The organism is Mycobacterium sp. smrl_JER01 (assembly GCF_048513595.2).
Lineage (GTDB): Bacteria > Actinomycetota > Actinomycetes > Mycobacteriales > Mycobacteriaceae > Mycobacterium.
Window position 1 is genome coordinate 4,639,622 of the sequence record NZ_JBLXXK020000001.1, and the last position, 21,861, is coordinate 4,661,482.

At 67.6% G+C, this 21,861-nt stretch carries 22 protein-coding genes; 10 read left to right on the plus strand and 12 right to left on the minus strand.

Going from position 1 to position 21,861, the window contains the following annotated elements; translation table 11 throughout:
- Positions 1-145: 145 nt before the first annotated feature.
- The 3 genes from ACNUDN_RS21695 to ACNUDN_RS21705 all read right to left on the minus strand — a co-directional run bounded on the left by ACNUDN_RS21695 (position 146) and on the right by ACNUDN_RS21705 (position 3,113).
- Complete coding sequence (locus ACNUDN_RS21695; protein WP_419125256.1) at positions 146-799, minus strand: GNAT family N-acetyltransferase; 654 nt, start codon at positions 797-799, stop codon at positions 146-148.
- Between the two features lie 19 nt (positions 800-818).
- On the minus strand, positions 819-2,117 hold the full coding sequence (gene glp, locus ACNUDN_RS21700) for a molybdotransferase-like divisome protein Glp (RefSeq protein WP_419123816.1): 1,299 nt from the start codon (positions 2,115-2,117) through the stop codon (positions 819-821).
- Between the two features lie 72 nt (positions 2,118-2,189).
- Entirely contained in the window at positions 2,190-3,113 is a 924-nt protein-coding gene (locus tag ACNUDN_RS21705) for a UTP--glucose-1-phosphate uridylyltransferase (protein ID WP_419123817.1), read from the minus strand.
- Between the two features lie 71 nt (positions 3,114-3,184).
- Between ACNUDN_RS21705 and ACNUDN_RS21710 the strand changes: the two genes are divergently transcribed.
- The 3 genes from ACNUDN_RS21710 (at position 3,185) to ACNUDN_RS21720 (ending at position 4,988) form a co-directional block, all read left to right on the plus strand.
- Positions 3,185-3,775, plus strand: coding sequence for a 5-formyltetrahydrofolate cyclo-ligase (locus ACNUDN_RS21710; protein ID WP_419123818.1), 591 nt, complete (start codon positions 3,185-3,187; stop codon positions 3,773-3,775).
- Positions 3,776-3,847: 72 nt separating this feature from the next.
- Positions 3,848-4,222: an FmdB family zinc ribbon protein gene (locus tag ACNUDN_RS21715; protein WP_419123819.1), complete on the plus strand. Its 375-nt coding sequence runs from the start codon at positions 3,848-3,850 to the stop codon at positions 4,220-4,222.
- 112 nt (positions 4,223-4,334) lie between these two features.
- The gene (locus ACNUDN_RS21720) at positions 4,335-4,988 is read left to right on the plus strand and encodes an SAF domain-containing protein (protein ID WP_419123820.1); all 654 of its coding nucleotides are present in this window, start codon (positions 4,335-4,337) and stop codon (positions 4,986-4,988) included.
- A gap of 66 nt (positions 4,989-5,054) precedes the next feature.
- Here ACNUDN_RS21720 and ACNUDN_RS21725 read toward each other — a convergent pair whose 3' ends face one another.
- Positions 5,055-5,408: a hypothetical protein gene (locus tag ACNUDN_RS21725; protein ID WP_419123821.1), complete on the minus strand. Its 354-nt coding sequence runs from the start codon at positions 5,406-5,408 to the stop codon at positions 5,055-5,057.
- A gap of 363 nt (positions 5,409-5,771) precedes the next feature.
- Here ACNUDN_RS21725 and mscL point away from each other — a divergent pair, with 363 nt between their 5' ends.
- Complete coding sequence (gene mscL / locus ACNUDN_RS21730) at positions 5,772-6,206, plus strand: large-conductance mechanosensitive channel protein MscL (protein ID WP_419125257.1); 435 nt, start codon at positions 5,772-5,774, stop codon at positions 6,204-6,206.
- A gap of 66 nt (positions 6,207-6,272) precedes the next feature.
- On the opposite strand, the gene mspA (ACNUDN_RS21735) is transcribed toward mscL, so the two are convergent.
- The 8 genes from mspA (ACNUDN_RS21735) to rpmF all read right to left on the minus strand — a co-directional run bounded on the left by mspA (ACNUDN_RS21735) (position 6,273) and on the right by rpmF (position 12,915).
- A complete protein-coding gene (gene mspA, locus ACNUDN_RS21735; RefSeq protein ID WP_431960595.1) occupies positions 6,273-6,902 on the minus strand; it encodes a porin MspA in 630 nt (209 codons plus the stop codon).
- 114 nt (positions 6,903-7,016) lie between these two features.
- Positions 7,017-7,646: a porin MspA gene (gene mspA, locus ACNUDN_RS21740; protein WP_419123823.1), complete on the minus strand. Its 630-nt coding sequence runs from the start codon at positions 7,644-7,646 to the stop codon at positions 7,017-7,019.
- 388 nt (positions 7,647-8,034) lie between these two features.
- Positions 8,035-8,193, minus strand: coding sequence for a hypothetical protein (locus ACNUDN_RS21745; protein ID WP_419123824.1), 159 nt, complete (start codon positions 8,191-8,193; stop codon positions 8,035-8,037).
- Between the two features lie 172 nt (positions 8,194-8,365).
- A complete protein-coding gene (locus ACNUDN_RS21750) occupies positions 8,366-8,893 on the minus strand; it encodes a MogA/MoaB family molybdenum cofactor biosynthesis protein (RefSeq protein ID WP_419123825.1) in 528 nt (175 codons plus the stop codon).
- Positions 8,894-8,940: 47 nt separating this feature from the next.
- On the minus strand, positions 8,941-10,299 hold the full coding sequence (locus ACNUDN_RS21755) for a S1C family serine protease (protein ID WP_419123826.1): 1,359 nt from the start codon (positions 10,297-10,299) through the stop codon (positions 8,941-8,943).
- Between the two features lie 220 nt (positions 10,300-10,519).
- Entirely contained in the window at positions 10,520-11,980 is a 1,461-nt protein-coding gene (locus ACNUDN_RS21760; protein ID WP_419123827.1) for a HAMP domain-containing sensor histidine kinase, read from the minus strand.
- Entirely contained in the window at positions 11,980-12,669 is a 690-nt protein-coding gene (locus tag ACNUDN_RS21765; protein ID WP_419123828.1) for a response regulator transcription factor, read from the minus strand. The genes ACNUDN_RS21760 and ACNUDN_RS21765 overlap by 1 nt, the downstream gene beginning before the upstream one ends.
- Before the next feature lie 72 nt (positions 12,670-12,741).
- Positions 12,742-12,915 (minus strand): 50S ribosomal protein L32, encoded by a 174-nt coding sequence (rpmF, locus tag ACNUDN_RS21770; protein ID WP_048420022.1) that lies wholly within the window; start codon positions 12,913-12,915, stop codon positions 12,742-12,744.
- A 353-nt stretch (positions 12,916-13,268) separates the two neighbouring features.
- Here rpmF and ACNUDN_RS21775 point away from each other — a divergent pair, with 353 nt between their 5' ends.
- From ACNUDN_RS21775 to ACNUDN_RS21800, 6 genes are read left to right on the plus strand one after another with little or no spacing between them, the layout of a single operon-like run.
- Positions 13,269-15,074 carry an acyclic terpene utilization AtuA family protein gene (locus ACNUDN_RS21775; protein WP_419125258.1) on the plus strand — a complete coding sequence of 602 codons (1,806 nt, stop codon included), beginning with the start codon at positions 13,269-13,271 and terminating at the stop codon, positions 15,072-15,074.
- Complete coding sequence (locus tag ACNUDN_RS21780) at positions 15,071-16,219, plus strand: acyl-CoA dehydrogenase family protein (RefSeq protein WP_419123829.1); 1,149 nt, start codon at positions 15,071-15,073, stop codon at positions 16,217-16,219. The genes ACNUDN_RS21775 and ACNUDN_RS21780 overlap by 4 nt, the downstream gene beginning before the upstream one ends.
- Positions 16,216-17,808, plus strand: a complete 1,593-nt coding sequence (locus tag ACNUDN_RS21785) for an acyl-CoA carboxylase subunit beta (RefSeq protein ID WP_419123830.1) — start codon at positions 16,216-16,218, stop codon at positions 17,806-17,808. Before ACNUDN_RS21780 ends, ACNUDN_RS21785 begins: the two co-directional genes overlap by 4 nt.
- A 28-nt stretch (positions 17,809-17,836) precedes the next feature.
- Entirely contained in the window at positions 17,837-19,816 is a 1,980-nt protein-coding gene (locus ACNUDN_RS21790) for an acetyl/propionyl/methylcrotonyl-CoA carboxylase subunit alpha (protein ID WP_419123831.1), read from the plus strand.
- Positions 19,813-20,985 carry an acyl-CoA dehydrogenase family protein gene (locus ACNUDN_RS21795; protein ID WP_419123832.1) on the plus strand — a complete coding sequence of 391 codons (1,173 nt, stop codon included), beginning with the start codon at positions 19,813-19,815 and terminating at the stop codon, positions 20,983-20,985. The genes ACNUDN_RS21790 and ACNUDN_RS21795 overlap by 4 nt, the downstream gene beginning before the upstream one ends.
- Positions 20,985-21,755, plus strand: coding sequence for an enoyl-CoA hydratase family protein (locus ACNUDN_RS21800; RefSeq protein ID WP_419123833.1), 771 nt, complete (start codon positions 20,985-20,987; stop codon positions 21,753-21,755). The genes ACNUDN_RS21795 and ACNUDN_RS21800 overlap by 1 nt, the downstream gene beginning before the upstream one ends.
- Positions 21,756-21,861: the final 106 nt, after the last annotated feature.

The following is a 21,861-nucleotide window of genomic DNA, read 5'->3' on the forward strand; positions in this document are numbered from 1 at the left end:
GTGACCAGCGCATCCATGGGCGGCGCGCCGACCCAATTACACACCTGTAATTCGCTGGATACAAGCACCGCAAGTCACACGTGTCACATCAGTAACAGCGCGGGCACTCTCCCGACGCGTGCGGACCACCAGGCGAGGCGATCGGTCAGGCCCAGGACGCTCGGCCGGCCCGCACCAGGGCCGAGGCCACCGTTCCGTTGAGTTCCTCGACCGTGATCGCGACCAGAAGATGATCCCGCCAGGCTCCGTCGACGTCGAGGTAGCGCTTCAACAGGCCCTCCTCCCGGAATCCCGCCTTTGCCAGCACCGCACGGCTGGCGCCGTTCTCGGGCCGCACCGTGGCCTCCACCCGATGCAGCATGACCGGCCCGAAGCAGTGGTCGAGACCCAGCGCCAGCGCGGCGGTCGCGACACCTCCCCCGGTCGAACCGCTGGCCACCCAGTACCCGATCCAGGCCGATCGCAACGCGCCATGGGTCACGTTCCCGATCGTCAGCTGCCCGGCGAGCTGGCCGTCGAGTTCGATCACATAGGGCAGCATGCGCCCCTTGCGGGCCTCCGACCGCAGCCCCGAGCACACCGACGGCCACGCCGAAACCGAGTGCCGCAGTTCCCAATTCATATCGGTCGAGGGCTCCCATGGCTCCAGGTGACTTCGGTCGGCCAACCGGATCCGGCTCCATTGCGCGGCATCGCGCAATCTGACCGGACGCAACCGCACCAACCCGGCGGGTACCCGCAGCGGACCGGCCGCCAACGGCCAACCCGGATGCTGCGAGCGCGAACTCAACAGGTTCATCACGGGCGCCATCTCGTCGTCAACCGCGTTGCGCCAGGAAGGCGACATCGACGATCTCCCCGGTGCGGACCTGTTCGGCATCGCTGGGGACGATCACCAGACAGTTTGCCTCGGCCAGCGTGGCAAGCAGATGCGAGGACGCTCCCGGACCGCCGCCGAGTGCCTGCACCAGATACTCGCCGGTGTCCTGGTCGCGCATCAACTGACCGCGCAGGAAGCCTTTGCGGCCGGCGACGGATTCGATCGGTGCCAGGGTGCGGGCCGGCACGATGCGCCGCATCGCCTGCCGCTTGCCGAGTGAGAGGCGGATGAGCGGACGCACCATCACCTCGAACACCACGAGCGCGCTGACCGGATTGGCCGGCAGCAGGAAGACCGGGACCCGGTCGGCACCGAGTTGTCCGAAGCCCTGGACCGATCCGGGGTGCATCGCGATCCGGGTGACCTCCATATCCCCGAGTTCGGCCAGCACCGAGCGCACCCCCTCGGCCGCGGCCCCGCCGACAGCCCCGGCGATCACGACGGCCTCGGCACGGCCGAGCTGACCTTCGACGACTTCGCGCAGCTGTTTGGGATCGGTGGACACGATGCCGACACGGTTGACCTCGGCACCGGCGTCGCGGCCGGCCGCGGCCAGCGCGTACGAGTTGACGTCGTAAACCTGGCCGTTGCCCGGCGTGCGGGAGATGTCGACGAGTTCGCCACCGACCGACAGCACCGACAGCCGGGGGCGAGGATGAACCAACACCCGCTCCCGACCGACCGCGGCCAGCAGCCCGACCTGCGCGGCACCGATGATGGTGCCTGCGCGCACCGCGACGTCGCCCGGCTGAACGTCGTCACCGGTGCGACGCACATAGGCTCCCGACCGCACTCCCCGCAGTACCCGGACCCGCGAGTTCCCGCCGTCGGTCCAGCGCAGCGGTAACACCGCGTCGGCGAGGGTCGGCATCGGCGCACCGGTCTGGACCCGCGCGGCCTGCCGGGGCTGCAACCGGCTCGGGGTGCGGGTGCCGGCCTCGATCAGGCCCATCACCGGCAGGCTGATCTCCCGCGGCCGGCTTTCGTCGCGTTCGGCTCCACCGTCGCGGGCCACGTCGTCGGCCTCATCGTCGGTAGAGGTGCCGATACCGAGAACGTCCACGCTGCGCACCGCGTACCCGTCGATGGCGGCCTGGTCGAACCCGGGCAGCGGACGTTCGGTGACCACCTCTTCGGCACACATCAAGCCCTGGGCCTCGGCGATCGCCACCCGCACCGGCCGCGGCGCCACCGCGGCGGCGGCTACCCGGGCTTGCTGCTCCTCAACCGAACGCACGGCACGCCTTTCTTCTTCGCACGGGCTGGCGCCGTCCGACCAACCACCGCGGCTGCGCTCAGGCTGTAGCCGCTACTGGTCAGACGACGCGGGAGCGAGGCCCAGCCGCTCGACCAACCACCGGCGCAGTTCAGGCCCGTAGTCGTCCCGCTCCAACGCAAAGTCAACCGCAGCCTTCAGGTAGCCCCCGGGATTTCCCAGGTCGTGTCGAGATCCGCGATGCACGACGACGTGTACCGGGTGACCCTCCTCGATGAGCAGCGCGATCGCATCGGTGAGCTGCAGTTCGCCACCGGCTCCGCGCGGGATCCGGCGCAGCGCGTCGAAGATCGCACGGTCCAGGACGTAACGACCGGCCGCGGCGTACAGCGACGGCGCGTCCTCGGCCTTGGGCTTCTCGACCATGCCCTTGACCTTGAGCACATTCGGGTTGGTGGCGTCGGGGACCTCCTCGACGTCGAAGACGCCGTAGGCGCTGATGTCCTCGCGGTCCACCTCGATCGCACACAGCACGGTGCCGCCGCGCTTGGCGCGGACCTTCGACATCGTCTCCAGCACACCGGTCGGCAACACCAGATCGTCGGGCAGCAGCACCGCGACGGCGTCCTCGTCCGGTGACAGGCTGGCCTCGACGCAGCCGACCGCGTGTCCCAGACCGAGCGGTTCGGCCTGCACGACGGACTCCACCTTAATCAGGGCGGGGGCGCGCCGGACTTTCTCCAGCATGGACTTCTTGCCGCGCGCCTCCAGCGTGCCTTCGAGCACCAGGTCCTCCACGAAGTGCGCGACCACACCGTCTTTGCCCTCGGAGGTGATGATGATCAGCCGCTCGGCGCCGGCTTCGGCGGCTTCCGCGGCGACCAGTTCGATACCCGGGGTGTCGACGACGGGCAGCAGCTCCTTGGGCACCGTCTTGGTGGCGGGAAGAAAACGTGTTCCCAACCCCGCTGCGGGGACGACCGCGGTCCGCGGAATGGAAACTTCAGGCCGATTCATCGTTCACACACTAACCTCTCTGAGTCGGTTGTTCGTTTCTTACCCGTCGTTTCGAGGACTAGTCGGAGCCGTTGACGAAAACACAGGTACGAGCCCAAATCCTCACCGCCCGGCGGTCATTGAATCAGCAAACACGCGACCGAGAAGCGGCATTGCTGGCCGATCGGCTGACGGCGCTGATCACCGGCGGCAGCACCGTCTGCGCGTATCTACCGGTGGGCTCCGAGCCGGGATCGGTCGCCATGGTCGATGATCTGGCGAACCGCGGGGTCACCGTCCTGCTTCCGGTGGCCCGCCACGACGCCGACGGCGTCCCGCAACCGCTGCGCTGGGGCCGTCACACTCCGGGCGCCCTGGTGGCGGCGCCGTTCGGGCTGCTCGAACCACCGCCCCCGTGGTCGGAACCGGCGGCCATTCTTCGGGCAACGATGGTGCTGGTGCCGGCACTCGCCGTGGACCGCAGCGGTACCCGACTGGGCCGTGGCGCCGGGTTCTACGATCGGACGCTGCCGCTGGCACACCCGGGTACCCCCCTGATCGCGGTGGTGCGCGACGCGGAAGTGGTGGATCACCTGCCGGCCGAGCCGCACGACGTGCGGATGACACATGCGCTGACACCACGGGACGGGCTGATCGCGCTGGACCGGTCCGCCGGGGAATGACCCACGCCCGCTGGCGGTTCTAGCACTTGAGCCGGTAGAGTGCTAAGAAGTTTGACCACCTCGGAGGTTTGTGTGCCCACCTATTCCTATGCGTGCACCGAATGCAGCAACAAGTTCGACGTGGTGCAGGCGTTCAGCGACGATTCGCTGACCGATTGCCCGCAGTGCGACGGTCGGCTGCGCAAGGTATTCGGCAAGGTCGGCGTGGTCTTCAAGGGCAGTGGCTTCTACCGCACCGACAGCCGTGAGTCCGGGAAGACCTCGGCGTCGGCGAGCTCGTCGAACGGTTCGGAGTCCTCGTCTTCGTCGGCCGGGTCGTCGTCGTCTGGTTCGTCGTCGTCTGGTTCGTCCTCCTCGTCGAAGTCGGAGAAGTCCGGCTCCTCGGAAAAGTCCGCGTCCTCGTCGAGCAGCAGTTCCGCGACACCCGCCGCAGCGGCGTCGAGCTAGACCACCGATCTCCGGGCCGGCCGATCCACAGGTCCGGGTTTGTGGTCCCGGGTTGTCCACAGGCCCCGGAATCGCCGCTGACTCGCACTGTCACACTGCCTAGCGTGAGGCAATGGGGCAACCGCTGGACCGGTCGGCGCTCGACCGATTGAGCCGGGTGCTGCGTCCGGACTGGGCGCACACGGCGACCGCGCGGCGCGTCGTCGCCGGCGCATTGGTGATTCTTGCGGCGGTGGCAGCATGGCGGGGCGATCCGCGCGCCGATCAGTCCGACGTGGTCGTGACGGTTCACGATCTGGCCCCGGGCAGCGAGATCACCGCCGCCGATGTCCGGGTTCAGACGCGCCCGCAGCCGGTCGTCCCCGACGGTGCGTATGCCGACGTCGATGAGGTCGTCGGCGCCACCCTCGCCGGTCCGGCCCGCCGCGGCGAAGTCCTCACCGACGTCCGGCTTCTGAGCCCGCGACTCGCCGAGTCCGCTGCCGGCCCCGACGCGCGCATGGTGCCGATCACGCTGGCCGACGCGGCGCTGACCGATCTGATCCGCCCCGGCGACATCGTCGACATCGTCAGCGACCCCGGCGATGAGACCGGCGACGCGCGCCTGATCGCCACCGACGCGGTGGTCGTTCTGATCTCCCCGGCGCACAACGGTATCGGCGGCCGCGGTGACGGTCGGGTGATCCTGGTGGCGCTGCCCGCGACTGCCGCGAGAACCGTTGCCGGCGCCGCGCTGGCGCACGCGGTGACCGTGACGTTGCACTAGCGCCGGGTCACCGACACACGCAAAAGCCGCCCCCGGGAAACCCGGGGGCGGCTTTTGAAGTTCAGATCACCAGTCGCCGATACCGGGACCGACCGGGTACTCGCCCTCGAATGCCGAGGCGGTGGTTCCGACGACGGCTTTGACGCTGTCACGGACGTCGCCGAAGGCATGGACGATTCCGGCGTCTGCCACCCGGGCCTCCGAGATGCCGCGAGCCACGCCGAAGTCGTTGATGCGGATCACCGAGAACTCGGTGGCCTGCCGGCTGGTGACCGTCGGACCCGGGCCGATCTCCTCGACGTCGGCGCTGGCGGTCCCGGTGCCGAGTCCGGCGAAAGCTGTGGCCATGGCGAGCGAGCCCAGGCCTAACACACCCAGCTTCATCGAACTACGGGTGGCCGCTTTGGCGTGCTTAGCCATCAGCATTCCCCTTTGATAAGTGGACACAGGTGTCCCGTTGCATATTCAGGCTTCCATAGATTAGCAGTCGTCACCGCTTCGCGCGTGCCGAGCCAGAGATTCGTCATCGATGCCATCGGCGCAGGTCCGGGAGGGTTTTGTGACATCGCCGCGGGCTTCGCGCAGCGATGCCGGTGTCGCGCCGCCCGCGGCCGGGCACACACCCAAATCCCTTTCGCGCCTTCGCGTTTGGTCGACGACCCGGGTCGGCGCCGGAAAGCGGGGACTCCGGCATTCCCGCGAGGTCGCCCGCGGGGGCGGCACAGGGGTTAAGTTCGCGATGACCTGGCTCTCACAGCGCAGGAAGAAAGGGGTGTGACCTTCATGTTGAAGGGGTTCAAAGAGTTCATCTCGCGAGGCAACGTCATCGACCTCGCGGTCGCGGTCGTCATCGGCGCCGCTTTCACCGGACTGGTGACCGCGTTCACGTCCAACGTCATCCAGCCGCTGATCGACCGGATCGGCGCCGGCCCCGACACCGAGTACGGCATCCTTCGCATTCCGTTGGGCGGTGATCAGTTCGTCGACCTCAATGCGGTGTTGTCGGCCGCGATCAACTTCCTGATCGTCGCGGCCGTCATCTACTTCGTCATCGTGCTGCCGTTCAAGAAGCTCAAGGAACGCGACCACAAGGTGGAAGCAGCCGAGACCGAGTTGACGCTGCTGACCGAGATCCGTGATCTGCTGCGCGACAATGCGGCCGACGGTACGGCAGGCAGGCACGGCGGCAAGGGCACCCCGTCGCACACCGAGGAGTGAGGCTCGGTCCCCGGAACGCGGAATGGCCCCCGGCACTGCCGGGGGCCATTCCTGTAGAGCGTTGGGTCAGTTCATGTTCCAGGGCTCGCCGTAGGTGGTGACGCTGTCACCGGTCGACGAGATCAGCCGAGCGAACGGACGCAGCAGCACGCCACCGGCAGCACCGGTCACCGTGCCATGAGCATTGGACACCGCCACCGAGCCACCGGGGCCGGCCACGTCCACCGAGAAGGTGGCGACTTCCTGGATACCCGGACCGTTGCCCAGGTCAGCCGAGATCGACACACCCGGGAACAGCGGCGGGGTCACGATGCTGTCAGCCAGGTTGTCGTCCAGGCCCCAGCCGTCGAACGCGATGTTGGGGGTGGTGTAGCTGAAGTTGATGCCCACACCCAGCGACCACGGGAAGCCGACCTGATAACCCAGCTCCAGCGTGCCCTCGAAATCATCGGCACCCTCACCGGCCACGATGTAGGTCGCCTTACCCGAATGGAACCACTCACGGGTCAACCGGTTGCGATCCAACGGAAAAACACCGTTGAGGAACGTATCCCACTGCTGGATCGTCAACGTCCGACCCTGGCCATCGACCAGGCTCAACTCATTGTCCAGCCCCGCGTGCGACGTACCGGTGCTGGCGAACAACGCCGCGATGGACGCGACCATCGCGATCAGCACGCGACTGATTACCTTCATGTTTTTCCTTCGGATTCGTTGGGTGGTGGATGTGCGCCTGGAAAACCGAGATGGGTAGTGCTGGTTGATGACCGGCCCCGGCATGCGCCGGGGGCGATCACGTCGTGCGTTGGGTCAGTTCATGTTCCAGGGCTCGCCGTAGGTGGTGACGCTGTCACCGGTCGACGAGATCAGCCGAGCGAACGGACGCAGCAGCACGCCACCGGCAGCACCGGTCACCGTGCCATGAGCATTGGACACCGCCACCGAGCCACCGGGGCCGGCCACGTCCACCGAGAAGGTGGCGACTTCCTGGATACCCGGACCGTTGCCCAGGTCAGCCGAGATCGACACACCCGGGAACAGCGGCGGGGTCACGATGCTGTCAGCCAGGTTGTCGTCCAGGCCCCAGCCGTCGAACGCGATGTTGGGGGTGGTGTAGCTGAAGTTGATGCCCACACCCAGCGACCACGGGAAGCCGACCTGATAACCCAGCTCCAGCGTGCCCTCGAAATCATCGGCACCCTCACCGGCCACGATGTAGGTCGCCTTACCCGAATGGAACCACTCACGGGTCAACCGGTTGCGATCCAACGGAAAAACACCGTTGAGGAACGTATCCCACTGCTGGATCGTCAACGTCCGACCCTGGCCATCGACCAGGCTCAACTCATTGTCCAGCCCCGCGTGAGAGGTGCCAGTGCTCACGAACAACGCCGCGATGGACGCGACCATCGCGATCAGCACCCGACTGATTGCCTTCATCTTCTCCCTAGCTCTGCCGCACAGAGCCCCGGGGCGGGGCTCTGCTGTGTCCGTGCCTGGCCTATCGCTACACCACACACCTCGCAAGACTTTCATGTGAGGCGAATTAAAAATCTCACAGTCCGTTCTTACGATTCGCTCATCGTTGACACGAGGAACATAACGGGGAGGCATCACACCGGCAACGCGTAGCCCCGGTGGTGTCGTCCGGGACGCCGCGTAGCGCGCCGTTTGCTGAGAGATCCCCGACGGCACCGGCCCCGCTCCCGTGCGACGACGGGATGAGGCCTTGAGAACGTCGCGGATCGTGACCCCGCATCGTGGTATTCGTCACAGATGCGGCGGGCGTTACGCAAGACACCTGCTGGTGCTCTTGCGAAATCACAGGTCAGTCGTGGTGGGGTGGAATGTTGTCGCGCAACCAGCGCTCATGGGCGGCGGCGTCGTCCGGAGAGATGGGTTCCCGCTCATCGGGGGATACCTCGGAGAAGTCGGCACCGAAGACCCTGTTAACTAGGTCTCGCGGCCGCTTGGAAGACTCGGTCATCGCTTGATCTTGTTGTGACTAACATCACAGTTTTGCGGCACCAAGTGTTCACCTGCGCGTAACACTGCAGGTCGCGCGCTCTCCTGAGGACGCCCGGCAGCCGTCCGCAGCAACCGCCCGGACAGCGCCTCGACGCCCCGGAATGGCACAAACCTCAGCGAGGACACCCCGCTTAGATCTCCAAACTGGATAGCTGGGCGATGATCTGCCCGGCCAGCGGGCCGAGGGTGGCCATCCCGTCGCGGACCGCTGCGCGGGACCCGGCCAGGTTCACCACCAGGGTGCTGCCGGAGATGCCCGCCAGGCCGCGGGATACGCCCGCGTCGATGATCCCGGCCGACAGACCGGAAGCTCGCAGCGCTTCGGCGATCCCCAAAAGTTCACGGTCGAGAAGATCTCGGGTGGACTCCGGAGTGACGTCGCGCGGGGTCACCCCGGTTCCGCCCACCGAGACGACGAGGTCAACACCACCGATGACTGCGGTGTTCAACGCGTTGCGGATCTCCACCTCGTCGGAGGACACCACGACGACGCCGTCGACGACGAATCCGGCCTCGCCGAGAAGTTCGGTGACCAGCGGTCCGCTGTGATCCTCTTCGTCTCCGTGAGCGGTGCGGTCGTCGACGACGACGACCAACGCACGACCGACCAACGCAGGGGGTTGTTCCATGAGCTCAACCGTATATCTCGGCACAGACATGGGTGCAGCCACTCGAAGGTCCGGGCGCGCCGGTCCCGTCGAGAGCCTCACTGGCCGGCCTTGCCGAGGGTGACATCGAGCGTCTGCGCCTTGCCCGCCGGGTCCAGGTAGGTCAACGTGACCTTTTCTCCCGGCGCTTTGGAGCGCACCGCGGCCACCAGGGCATCGGCGCTGGAGATCACCCGGTCGTCGATCTTGGTGACCAGCACACCGCTGGGCAACCCCGCGGCCGACGCCGCGCCGCCCGCGGTGACCTCGACGATCTTGGCGCCGTCGACGCCGGCCTCATTGCCTACCTGAACACCCAGTGAGGCACGGGACGCCGATCCGGTCCGGATGATCTCGTCGGCGATCCGCTTGGCCTGGTCGACCGGGATCGCGAAGCCCAGGCCGATGGAGCCACCCTGCGGACCTCCCGCATTGGCCCCCAGCGTCGCGATCGCCGAGTTCACGCCGACGAGTTCGCCGTTCATGTTGACCAGCGCCCCGCCCGAGTTGCCGGGGTTGATCGCCGCGTCGGTCTGGATGGCGTCCAGCACGGTGTTCTGGTTCCGGGCATCACCACCAGCGGCGACCGGACGATTCAGCGCGCTGATGATGCCGGTGGTCACGGTGCCTTCCAGGCCCAGCGGTGAACCGATGGCCACGACGTCCTGCCCTACCCGCAGGTCGGCCGACGAGCCGATGGCGATCGGAGTGAGGTCCGAGACGTTCTGGGCCCGGACGACCGCGATGTCGCTACCGGGATCGGTGCCGACGACCGTGAACGGCGCATTCGTCCCGTCGGCGAAGGTGACCTTGGTCCGCGGCGCCGCGCCGGCCCCGTCAGCGGCGGCCGCGGCCGCCGCGACGACGTGGTTGTTGGTCAGGATCAGCCCGTCGGTGGACAGGATCACCCCGGAACCCTCCTCCGAGGAGCGGCCCTGGTTGACCTCCAGCTTCACCACGCTGGGCACGACCTTGGCAGCCACCGCCTCCACCGACCCCGCCGGCACACTCGCGGCGGGCATGCTGGGCGCCGCACCGGATGCGTTGATCCCGGGGGCACTGTGGTCGGGGTGCACCAGCATGGCGACTCCGCCGCCCACCCCGGCGGACATCAGCGCGAGCGCGACCGCACCCGCGGTCAGCGCCGTCGCGCGGGAGCGCTTCTTCGGCTGCGACGGTGCCGGGCCGGGCGTCCCGGGACGGGGGTACTGCCCGGTGCCCATCGGCGCGCCGGCGTACGGGTCGTACTGCGCACGGACGGCTTGCCGTTGCTGCTCGGTGGCGTACCGCCAGTCCCAACCGTTGGTGCCCTGCTGCTCATAGGCCCCGGTGCGCTGCCCGGCGGGGGGTACCTGCCCGGGATAGCCGGACTGGCGACCCTGTTGCGGAGTCGGCGAGTACCTCGGGTGGTTGGTCATATCGTCGCAGTGCTCTTCCTGGAGTCGGTGTCGTCGGTGAGAACAACGAACGTTGCTAGCTCAGCGTGCCCAGACGTACTGAGAATCGGCTTAGAGAAGGATTTCCATTCCGACAACATTTGGCCGGATCCCGGTGACGTCGATCTCAATCATCGCCAACAGTGCTCCGATCGGCCGCGGTGCGCGCCCGCGTGTCGCTTTGCCACCGAGTCGAGCGTCGTCAGTGCACGGCCGGCTCGGCCTGCTCCTGTTCGACGCTCACCGGTGACGGCCGTCCCGGCAGCACGACGTGCATGGCGGTGCCGGGTGGTTGCCCACCGGGGACCGTTTCGCCGACGCGCAACGTGCCGCCGTGCTTGAGCACCACCTGCTTGACGATCGCGAGGCCGAGCCCCGATCCGGGCATCGCCCTGGCCGAAGTCGACCTGAAGAAGCGCTCGAAGACCAGCGCCCGCTCCTGTGGCGGGATCCCCGGCCCGAGGTCTGACACCACCAGCTCGGCGTGCTGCGCATCGATCTGGGCGAGCCGCATGCCGACCTTTCCGTCCGGCGGGCTCCATTTCGCGGCGTTGTCGAGCAGGTTGAGTACCGCTCGGCCCAGCCCGGCCGCATCGCCGTAGACCTGCCACGGCGTCACTGCCACCTCGAATTCGATATCGTTGCGGCGCCGGCGGACGCGTTCCAGAGACCGGTCGATCACCTCGCCCATCTCGACCGTCTCGTGCACCGCAATGCCGGCATCGTCGCGGGTCAGGTCGACGAGATCGCCGACCAGGGTGGACATCTCCTCGATCTGGGCGATGACGTCGGCGCGCAGTTCCACCATGTCCTCTTCGGGAATGCGTGGTGCTCCCGGCTTCATCGACTCCATCAGCAGCTCGACGTTGGTCCGCATGGAGGTCAGGGGGGTGCGCAGTTCGTGGCCCGCATCGGCGACCAGGCGCGCCTGCCGTTCCCGCGATTCGGCCAGCGCGCGCAGCATCATGTTGAACGCCTCGGTCAGCCGGGCGAGCTCGTCGTTGCCGGACACCGGGATCGGGCGCAGGTCGTCGGTGCGTGCGACCCGCTCGGCGGCCTGGGTCAGCCGGGCCACCGGCCGTAGTCCCGCACTGGCGACCATGCCACCGGCGATCGCCGCCACCGCCACCCCGAGCCCACCGACGATCAACAGCACAGTGCCGAGCCGTTTGAGCACCTGCCCGGTCGGCACCAGGCTCTTGGACAGCAACAACGAATTGCCGCTGTCCAGACGCACCGCAAGGACCCGTTGATGTTCGACGGTCCGCAGGGACAGGAACAGCTTCCCGTCCATCACGTCCTGTTCCGGCGGGCCGACGGGCAGCGTCTGTCCCTGCTGGTTGGCGGTGTACTTGCTGCGGCCCGGGATGTAGAACATCGCGTTCATGTCCGAGTACGCGGTGCCCTCGATCGCCTTGCCGGGGTCGATCTCCAGCGACCGGCTTTCGATGAGCATCTGGGCCCGGCTGCGCAATTGGTCGTCGATGTCGTCGTAGAGCGCGCGCGAGACCACCGCGTACACGGCCACTGCCATCAACACGACCGAGATGACCACCATCGACATGGCCAGCAACATCACGCGCCAACGCAGGGAGACCGAGCTGGCCGGGTGGGGAGGAACGAGCGGTTGCCCGGGCCAGGGTCCCGGCCGGCCGGCCGCCATCAAGGCGGGGTCTCGCGCAGCACGTAACCCACGCCGCGCACGGTGTGGATCAGCCGGGGCTCCCCTTCGGCCTCGGTTTTCCTGCGCAGATAGCCGACGTACACCTCCAGGGCGTTGCCCGACGTCGGAAAGTCGAAGCCCCAGACCTCTTCCAGGATCCGGCTCCGGGTCAACACCCGCCGCGGGTTGGCAATCAGCATCTCCAGCAGGGAGAACTCGGTCCGGGTCAGGCTGATCGGGCGGTCCCCGCGGGTCACCTCCCGGGTGACGGGATCAAGCGAGAGGTCCGAGAACGTCATCGCCGCCGATTCGGCGTCGCCGTCGTCGGGGTTGGTGCGGCGCAGCAATGCACGCATCCGAGCGAGCAGTTCTTCGAGCGCGAAGGGCTTGGGCAGATAGTCATCGGCGCCGGCATCGAGCCCGGCGACCCGTTCCGACACCGAATCGCGGGCGGTCAACACCAGGATCGGCAGGTCGTCGCCGGTGCTGCGGAGTTGGCGGCAGACCTCGAGACCGTCGAGTCGCGGCATCATCACGTCCAGCACCAGCGCGTCGGGCCGATCGCTGGCGATCAGGTCAAGGGCTTCACGACCGTCCTGGGCCAGTTCGACTGAATATCCGTTGAAGGACAGCGACCGGCGCAGGGATTCGCGCACGGCGCGATCGTCATCAACGACAAGAATGCGCACTGCCACAGTCTCAACCCAGTGTCTGAGAGTGAGCTGAGAGGTACGCCGGCAATTGGGCGCCTTCCCTGAGCGTCAGCGGCGGTCGAGGTCGATCAGGCCCAGCCGCGCGGCCTTGAGCAGGCGGCGCGGAACCTTGTGCTGCTGACCCGCGACGGTCACGCCCACGAGTTCGGTGCGGGTGGCCTTCCACTGCGCGCGCCGGCTACGGGTGTTCGCGCGCGACATCCTGCGCTTCGGCACAGCCATGATCGAGCCTTCCATCTATCGGGGTGGTTCAGGGCGGCAATCCCACCGGCCCAGACCGGCCGGACGCCGGCAATTGTGGTTCAGGATAGCCGGTGAGCTGGATGTGCTCCAAATACGGCACCTGCGCCCGGTGGCCCGGTGCCGGTCCCGGGCCGCGGCCCCGGTTACGACCCGGGGTTGAGACCCCGGGCGCGACTCTGTCCGAAATGCGTGAGCCGCGGGTGCGCGCACCGCAGACTGATTCTGGGTCGACCTTCGACAGGACCCTTGACGTGATACCGCCGGTACCCAGTAACCTACCGGTTGGTTGGTTGGTCGCTTGCTCGACGACAGTCAGGAGTGTGTGCGTGACGATTGCGCGCCGTGGCACGCCCGTTCGCATCGGCAACTGTTCGGGTTTCTACGGCGACCGCCAGTCCGCCATGCGCGAAATGCTCACCGGTGGTGACCTCGACTTTCTCACCGGGGACTATCTCGCCGAGCTGACCATGCTGATCTTGGGACGCGACCGGATCAAGCACCCCGACCGCGGCTACGCGCGCACCTTTCTGCGCCAGATCGAAGACTGCATGGGCCTGGCGAAGGACCACGGTGTCCGCATCGTCGCCAACGCCGGCGGCCTGAACCCGGCGGGCCTGGCGACCGCAGTACGCGCCCTTGCCGACAAGCTCGGCCTCGACGTGGCCGTGGCCCACGTCGAGGGTGACGACCTGCTCGACCGTGCAGAACAGCTCGAGCTGGGCAGTCCGTTGACCGCCAACGCCTACCTGGGCGCCTGGGGCATCGTGGACTGCCTCGACTCCGGCGCCGACATCGTCGTCACCGGCCGGGTCACCGACGCCTCCGTCATCGTCGGCCCCGCGGCAAGCCATTTCAATTGGCGCTCAACGGATTACGATCGCATCGCCGGGGCCGTGGCGGCCGGACACGTGATCGAATGCGGAACCCAGGCCACCGGCGGCAACTACGCGTTCTTCGTTCGCGACTTCCCCGATCTGACCGCGTTGACGCGCCCCGGTTTCCCGATCGCCGAAATCCACGCCGACGGCTCGTCGGTGATCACCAAGCACCCCGGAACCGGCGGTGCCGTCACGGTCGACACCGTCACCGCGCAGCTGCTCTACGAGATCGGCGGCGCCCGCTACGCCAACCCCGATGCCACCCTCAGGGTCGATCACGTACAGCTGACGAGTGACGGGCGCGACCGGGTCCGGATCAGCGGCGCCAAGGGCGAACCACCGCCCCCGACACTGAAGGTCTCGCTCAACAGTCTCGGCGGTTTCCGCAATCAGGTCACGTTCGTCCTCACCGGACTCGACATCGACGCCAAGGCCGATCTGGTGCGCCACCAACTCGAGTCGAGCCTGACCGTCACACCCGCCGAACTGGAATGGACGCTGGCGCGCACCGATCATCCCGACGCCGACACCGAGCAGACCGCGAGCGCCCTGCTGACGTGCGTGGTGCGCGATCGCGACCCCGAGCAGGTCGGACGCCGGTTCTCGGCCGCCGCGGTGGAACTGGCGCTGGCCAGCTACCCCGGTTTCACCAGCACCGCGCCGCCGGGAGACGGTCAGGTCTACGGGGTGTTCACCGCCGCCCATGTGCCCGCCGACAAGGTGGCGCACACCGCGGTGCACGCCGACGGCCGCCGAAGCGACGTTCCCGCGGCCACCGAAACCATGGCGTTGACCGAACTCCCCCAGCCTGCGCTGCCCGCGTGCCCTGAGTTCGGCCCGGTGGTCCGGGTTCCGCTGGGCACCGTCGTCGGGGCGCGCAGCGGTGACAAGGGCGGCAGTGCCAACGTCGGGGTGTGGGTCAGCCCAACGACGGCACTGGCGGACAGCCAGTGGTCGTGGCTTGCGCACTCGTTGACGGTGGAGAGGCTGCGCGAGCTTCTGCCGGAGGCGGCCCACCTACCGATCACCCGCCACGTGCTACCCAACCTGCGCGCCCTCAACTTCGTCATCGAGGGTCTGCTCGGCGAGGGTGTGGCCTATCAGGCCCGGTTCGATCCGCAGGCCAAGGGACTCGGCGAGTGGCTGCGCAGCAGGCATGTCGACGTTCCGGTCGAACTGCTCACCGACGGAGACGTCGCATCGGGCACCGACGGAGACGTCGCATCAGGCACCGACACAGTTGAGGAGCGGCAGGGATGAGCATCTGGACCACACCGGAGCGCGAAGACTTGCGAAAGACGGTGCGGGCATTCGTCGAACGCGAGGTGGTGCCCCATGTCGACGAGTGGGAGCGCCGCGGCGAGCTGCCCCGCGAACTGCACCGCAAAGCCGCTGCGGCGGGTCTGCTGGGTGCAGGCTTGCCCGAGGCGGTCGGGGGCGAGGGCGGAGACGGCGCCGATGCGGTGGTCATCTGCGAGGAGATGCACCGTTGCGGCGCCCCCGGAGGCGTGTTCGCGTCGCTGTTCACCTGCGGCATCGCGGTTCCGCACATGATCTCCTCGGGCGACGAACGGTTGATCGAGACCTACGTGCGGCCCACCCTGCGTGGCGAGAAGATCGGCGCGCTGGCGATCACCGAGCCCGGTGGCGGTTCCGATGTCGGGCACCTCACCACCCGCGCCGTACGGGACGGCTCCGATTATCTGCTCAACGGCGCCAAGACCTACATCACCTCCGGTGTGCGTGCCGACTATGTCGTCACCGCAGCCCGCACCGGCGGTGCGGGTGCCGCGGGTGTCTCGCTGATCGTCGTCGACAAGGGCACCCCGGGATTTGAGGTCAGCCGGAAGCTGGACAAGATGGGCTGGCGGTCCTCGGACACCGCCGAACTGTCCTACACCGACGTCCGAGTGCCTGCCATGAACGTGATCGGCGCGGAGAACACCGGCTTCCTGCAGATCGCGGCGGCCTTCGTCGCCGAGCGGGTCGGCCTTGCCGCGCAGGCGTATTCGAGTGCGCAACGCTGTCTCGACCTGACCGTGCAGTGGTGCCGGGACCGGGAGACGTTCGGAAAGCCATTGATCGCCCGACAGACGGTGCAGAACACGCTCGCCGAGATGGCCCGCCGGATCGACGTTGCCCGCGTCTACACCCACCACGTCGTCGAGCGTCAGCTCGACGGCGAGACCAATCTGATCACCGAGGTGTGCTTCGCCAAGAACACCGCGGTCGAGGCCGGTGAATGGGTGGCCCACCAGGCGGTGCAGCTGTTCGGCGGTATGGGATACATGGCGGAGTCCGAGATCGAGCGCCAGTACCGCGACATGCGCATCCTCGGCATCGGTGGCGGCACCACCGAGATCCTGACCGCGTTGGCCGCCAAAACCCTGGGCTTCCAGTCATGACGCTGAAGTCGGCAATCGACGTCTCGGCACCGGCCTACACCGAGGCCGCCGAGGAGATGGCGGCCAAGATCCTCGAGCTCGAAGCCGAACACGCCAAGGCGCTCTCCGGCGGGGGAGACAAGTATGTGGCCCGCCACCACGCCCGCGGCAAGATGACCGCCCGTGAGCGCATCGAGGCGCTGCTGGATCCCGACGCGCCGTTCCTGGAATTGAGCCCACTGGCGGCGTGGGGCACCGACTTCACGGTCGGGGCCAGCGTCGTGGTGGGTATCGGGGCGGTCAGCGGGGTCGAGTGTCTGCTGGTCGCCAATGATCCGACGGTCAAGGGCGGCACCAGCAATCCGTGGACTCTGCGAAAAATCCTTCGGGCCAACCAGATCGCGCTGCAGAACCGGCTCCCGCTGATCTCGCTGGTGGAGTCCGGGGGCGCCGATCTACCCACCCAGAAGGAGATCTTCATCCCGGGTGGGCAGATGTTCCGGGATCTGACCCGGCTCTCGGCCGCCGGGATCCCGACCATCGCACTGGTGTTCGGCAACTCGACCGCCGGCGGAGCTTACATCCCCGGCATGTCCGACCACGTGGTGATGATCAAGGAACGCTCGAAGGTCTTCCTCGCCGGTCCGCCGCTGGTGAAGATGGCCACCGGCGAGGAATCCGACGACGAATCCCTCGGCGGGGCTGAGATGCACGCCCGCACTTCGGGTCTGGCGGACTATTTCGCCGTCGACGAGCTCGACGCGCTGCGCATCGGCCGGCGCATCGTCGCCCGGCTGAACTGGCGTAAGCAAGGACCGGCCCCGGCACCGTTCACCGCGCCGCGCTACGACGAGAACGAGTTGATCGGCCTGGTGCCGCCGGATCTGCGGATCCCGTTCGACCCGCGCGAGGTGATCGCCCGTATCGTCGACGGCTCGGAGTTCGACGAGTTCAAGCCGCTCTACGGTGGCTCGCTGGTGACCGGGTGGGCCACTCTGCACGGCTATCCGTTGGGCATCCTGGCCAACGCACGCGGCGTGCTGTTCAGCGCCGAGTCGCAGAAAGCCACTCAGTTCATCCAGCTCGCCAATCGGTCGAACACGCCGTTGTTGTTCCTGCACAACACCACCGGCTATATGGTCGGCAAAGCCTACGAGGAAGGCGGGATGATCAAGCACGGCTCGATGATGATCAACGCCGTCTCGAATTCGAGCGTGCCGCACCTCTCGCTGCTGATCGGCGCCTCCTACGGCGCCGGGCATTACGGCATGTGCGGACGCGCCTACGATCCGAGGTTCCTGTTCGCCTGGCCGAGCGCCAAATCCGCGGTGATGGGCGGCACCCAGCTGGCCGGTGTGCTCTCGATCGTCAACCGGGCCGCCACCGAGGCGCGCGGCCAGCAGGTCGACGAGGCCGCCGATGCCGCGCTGCGGGCGGCGGTCGAAGCTCAGATCGAAGCAGAGTCGCTGCCGATGTTCCTGTCCGGCCGGCTCTACGACGACGGTGTGATCGATCCCCGCGACACGCGGACCGTGCTGGGAATGTGCCTGTCCGCGATCGCCAGCGGGCCGATCGAGGGGACGTCGAACTTCGGCGTCTTCCGGATGTGAGCGGCGGCGTGAGGAGCAGAGGAATCCGATGATCACCAACGTTCTGGTCGCCAACCGCGGTGAGATCGCCCGCCGGGTGTTCGCCACCTGCCGTCGCCTCGGTATCCGCACCGTGGCGGTGTACACCGACCCCGATGCCGGATCCCCGCATGTCGCCGAGGCCGACGCCCGCGTGCGACTGGACGGCACCCGCGGCTATCTGGATTCTGCGCAACTCATCGCCGCCGCGCAGGACGCCGGCGCGGACGCGATTCACCCCGGCTACGGATTCCTTTCCGAGAACCCGGATTTCGCCGCCGCCGTGCAGGGCGCCGAGCTGACGTGGATAGGTCCGCCGGTGGCGGCGGTGGCCGCGATGGGGTCGAAGATCGAGGCGAAGAAGATCATGGCTGCCGCCGGGGTGCCCGTGCTGGCCGAGTTGGACCCCGACACCGTCACCGCGGACATGCTGCCGGTGCTGATCAAGGCGTCGGCAGGTGGCGGTGGGCGCGGCATGCGGGTGGTCCGGGACCTGGCCGACCTGCCCGCGCAGGTGGAAGCGGCACGGCGCGAGGCGCAATCGGCATTCGGAGACCCGACGGTGTTCTGCGAGCGCTATCTCGATGCCGGCCGGCACATCGAGGTGCAGGTGATGGCCGACGCCCACGGCACGGTGTGGGCGGTCGGCGAGCGGGAGTGCTCGATTCAGCGCCGCCATCAGAAGATCATCGAAGAGGCGCCTTCCCCGCTGGTCGAACAGGTTACGGGGATGCGGGACAAGCTGTTCGAGGCGGCCCGACTGGCAGCGACCGCCATCGGCTACACCGGTGCGGGCACCGTCGAGTTCATGGCCTCCTCCGATCCGGAGGATGCCGGATCATTCTTCTTCCTCGAGATGAACACCCGTTTGCAGGTCGAGCATCCGGTCACCGAGCTGACCGCGGGCGTGGATCTGGTGGAGTTGCAGCTGGCTGTGGCCGACGGCACCCGGTTGGACCCCGCGGCCCCCGAACCGCGGGGCGCCGCCATCGAGGCCAGACTTTACGCCGAGGATCCGGCCCAGGGTTGGCAGCCACAGGCAGGTGCCGTGCACCATTTCCAGATCCCAGGTGTGCGAGCCGAATTCGATCTGCTCGAGCGAGCCGGGGTGCGGTTGGACTCAGGGATCACCGACGGTACGGCGGTGTCGGTCTTCTACGATCCGATGATCGCGAAGGTGATCTCCTACGCACCGACCCGCACCCAGGCGGCCGCGGTGCTGGCCGACGCGCTGGCGCGCGCCCGTATCCACGGAGTGCGCACCAACCGGGACCTGCTGGTCAATGTCCTGCGCCACCGGGCGTTCCGCGACGGCGCCACCGATACCGCGTTCTTCGACCGACACGGGCTGCCGGAACTGGCCGCCCCTTCGGTCGACGATCGCACCGCCACCCTGTCGGCGGTGGCGGCGGCGCTGGCCGACGCGGCTCACAACCGCAACACCGCAGGCGTCTTCGGGGCGATCCCCAGCGGCTGGCGCAACCTGGCTTCGAGTCATCAGCACAAGGGCTTCGCCGATGACGCCGGCGAGCGCCACGACGTGCAGTACCGCTTCACCCGCGACGGCGTGACTGTGGTGGGCCACGACGACGTGGCCCTGGTGTCGGCGAGCCCGCGGCAGGTGGTGCTCACCGTCGCCGGTGTGGATCGGCCGTTCGACATCGCCCGCTACGGCGACGCGGTGTTCGTCGACTCCCCCGGCGGCGCGGTTCGACTCACAGCGCTGCCCCGCTTCCCCGACCCGGACGCCGCACCGGCCCACGGCTCGCTGCTGGCACCGATGCCCGGTTCGGTGCTACGCATCGGCGCCGCCATCGGCGACCCGGTGACCAAGGGCCAGCCGCTGATCTGGTTGGAGGCCATGAAGATGGAACACACCATCGCCGCACCGGCCGACGGCGTGCTCGCCGAACTCAACGTCACCGCCGGACAGCAGGTGGAGGTGGGCGCCGTGCTGGCGCGTGTCGAATCAGGAGAGGGCGAACAGTGAGTACCGGATTCATCGAGACCGAAGAACAACAGGCGCTACGCAAGGCGGTCGCTGCGATGGCCGCCAATTACGGGCAGGATTACTATCTGGAGAAGGCCCGCGCAGGCCAGCATACCGACGAATTGTGGTCCGAGGCAGGGCGTTTGGGCTTCATCGGGGTCAACCTGCCCGAAGCGTACGGCGGCGGCGGGGCCGGCATGTATGAGCTGAGCCTGGTCATGGAGGAGATGGCAGCCGCCGGCTCGGCACTGCTGATGATGGTCGTCTCACCGGCGATCAACGGCACGATCATCTCCAAGTTCGGCACCGAGGAACAGAAGCAGCGCTGGATTCCGGGCATCGCCGACGGCTCTGTGACGATGGCTTTCGCGATCACCGAACCTGACGCAGGTTCGAACTCGCACAAGATCACCACCACCGCACGTCGCGACGGCAGCGACTGGATCCTGTCCGGGCAGAAGGTGTACATCTCGGGGGTGGATCAGGCGCAGGCAGTGCTCGTCGTCGGCCGGACCTACAAGGAGGGGGCCCACAAGTCAGAATCCCTGCGTCCCGCGCTGTTCGTGGTGCCCACCGACACACCGGGTTTCACCTACACCAAGATCCCGATGGAGATCGTCAGCCCCGAGTTCCAGTTCCAGGTCTTTCTCGACGAGGTGCGCCTGCCCGCCGACGCACTCGTCGGCTCCGAGGACGCTGCGATCGCCCAACTGTTCGCGGGCCTGAACCCGGAACGGATCATGGGTGCAGCGAGCGCGATCGGCATGGGCCGCTTCGCCATCGACAAGGCCGTCGACTATGTCAAGAGCCGTCAGGTCTGGAAGACGCCGATCGGAGCCCACCAGGGGTTGTCTCATCCGTTGGCACAGAACCACATCGAGATCGAACTGGCCAAGCTGATGATGCAGAAGGCCGCGGCGCTCTACGACACCGGAGATGATGTGGGCGCCGCCGAAGCCGCCAACATGGCCAAGTACGCCGCCGGTGAGGCATCGGTGCGGGCCGTCGACCAGGCGGTGCAGTCACTGGGCGGAAACGGTCTGACCAAGGAGTACGGGATCGCCTCGGTGCTGACCGCATCGCGGTTGGCCCGCATCGCCCCGGTGAGCCGCGAGATGATCCTGAACTTCGTTGCGCAGACGTCGCTGGGTCTGCCCAGGTCCTACTGATGGCGGGCGTGCTGGTCGGCTATGAGCGCGACGGTGCGGTCGCACGGCTGACGCTGGACTCCCCACCCAATCGCAACGCGCTGTCGAGCGCACTGGTCGAACAACTGCACGACGGTCTGACCCGCGCATCTTCGGACCCCGCGGTGCGCACCGTGGTGATCGGGCACACCGGTGCGACCTTCTGCGCAGGCGCGGATCTCAGCGAGGCGGCGGGCCGCGATCCCTCCGACCTGGCCGTCGACCGGGCCCGCGAGCTCACGCGCCTCTTGCGGCGCATCCTCGAACTCCGTCTCCCGGTGATCGCCTCGATCGACGGACACGTCCGCGCCGGGGGTCTGGGGCTGGTCGGGGCGTGCGACATCGCGGTGGCCGGCACCGCGAGTACATTCGCCCTCACCGAGGCCCGCATCGGAGTCGCGCCGTCGATCATCTCGCTGACCTTGTTACCGAAGATGACCGCGCGTGCGGCCGGCCGCTACTTCGTCACCGGCGAGAAGTTCGGCGCCGCCGAGGCCGCGGCCATGGGCCTGATCACTATGGCCGCCGAAGACGTGCCGGCGACGGTCGCCGACCTGGCGTCGGCGATCGCGCAGGGTTCCCCGCAGGGGTTGGCGGCCTCGAAGGCACTGACGACATCGCACCTGATCGACGAGTTCGATCTCCGGGCAGAGAAATTGACGCAGGAGTCGGCCAAATTGTTCGTCTCCGATGAGGCGCGCGAAGGTATGACGGCGTTCCTGGAGAAGCGTCCGCCCCGTTGGGTGGGTTGAGCAACTTACAGTTTGGTCAAGGCACTTGCATGTGCCGAGGTTAGTCGTAGGCTCGTGGGCGATGTACGCAGTGCGCAGCGACGAGCACGGGACCGGAAGTCATCGA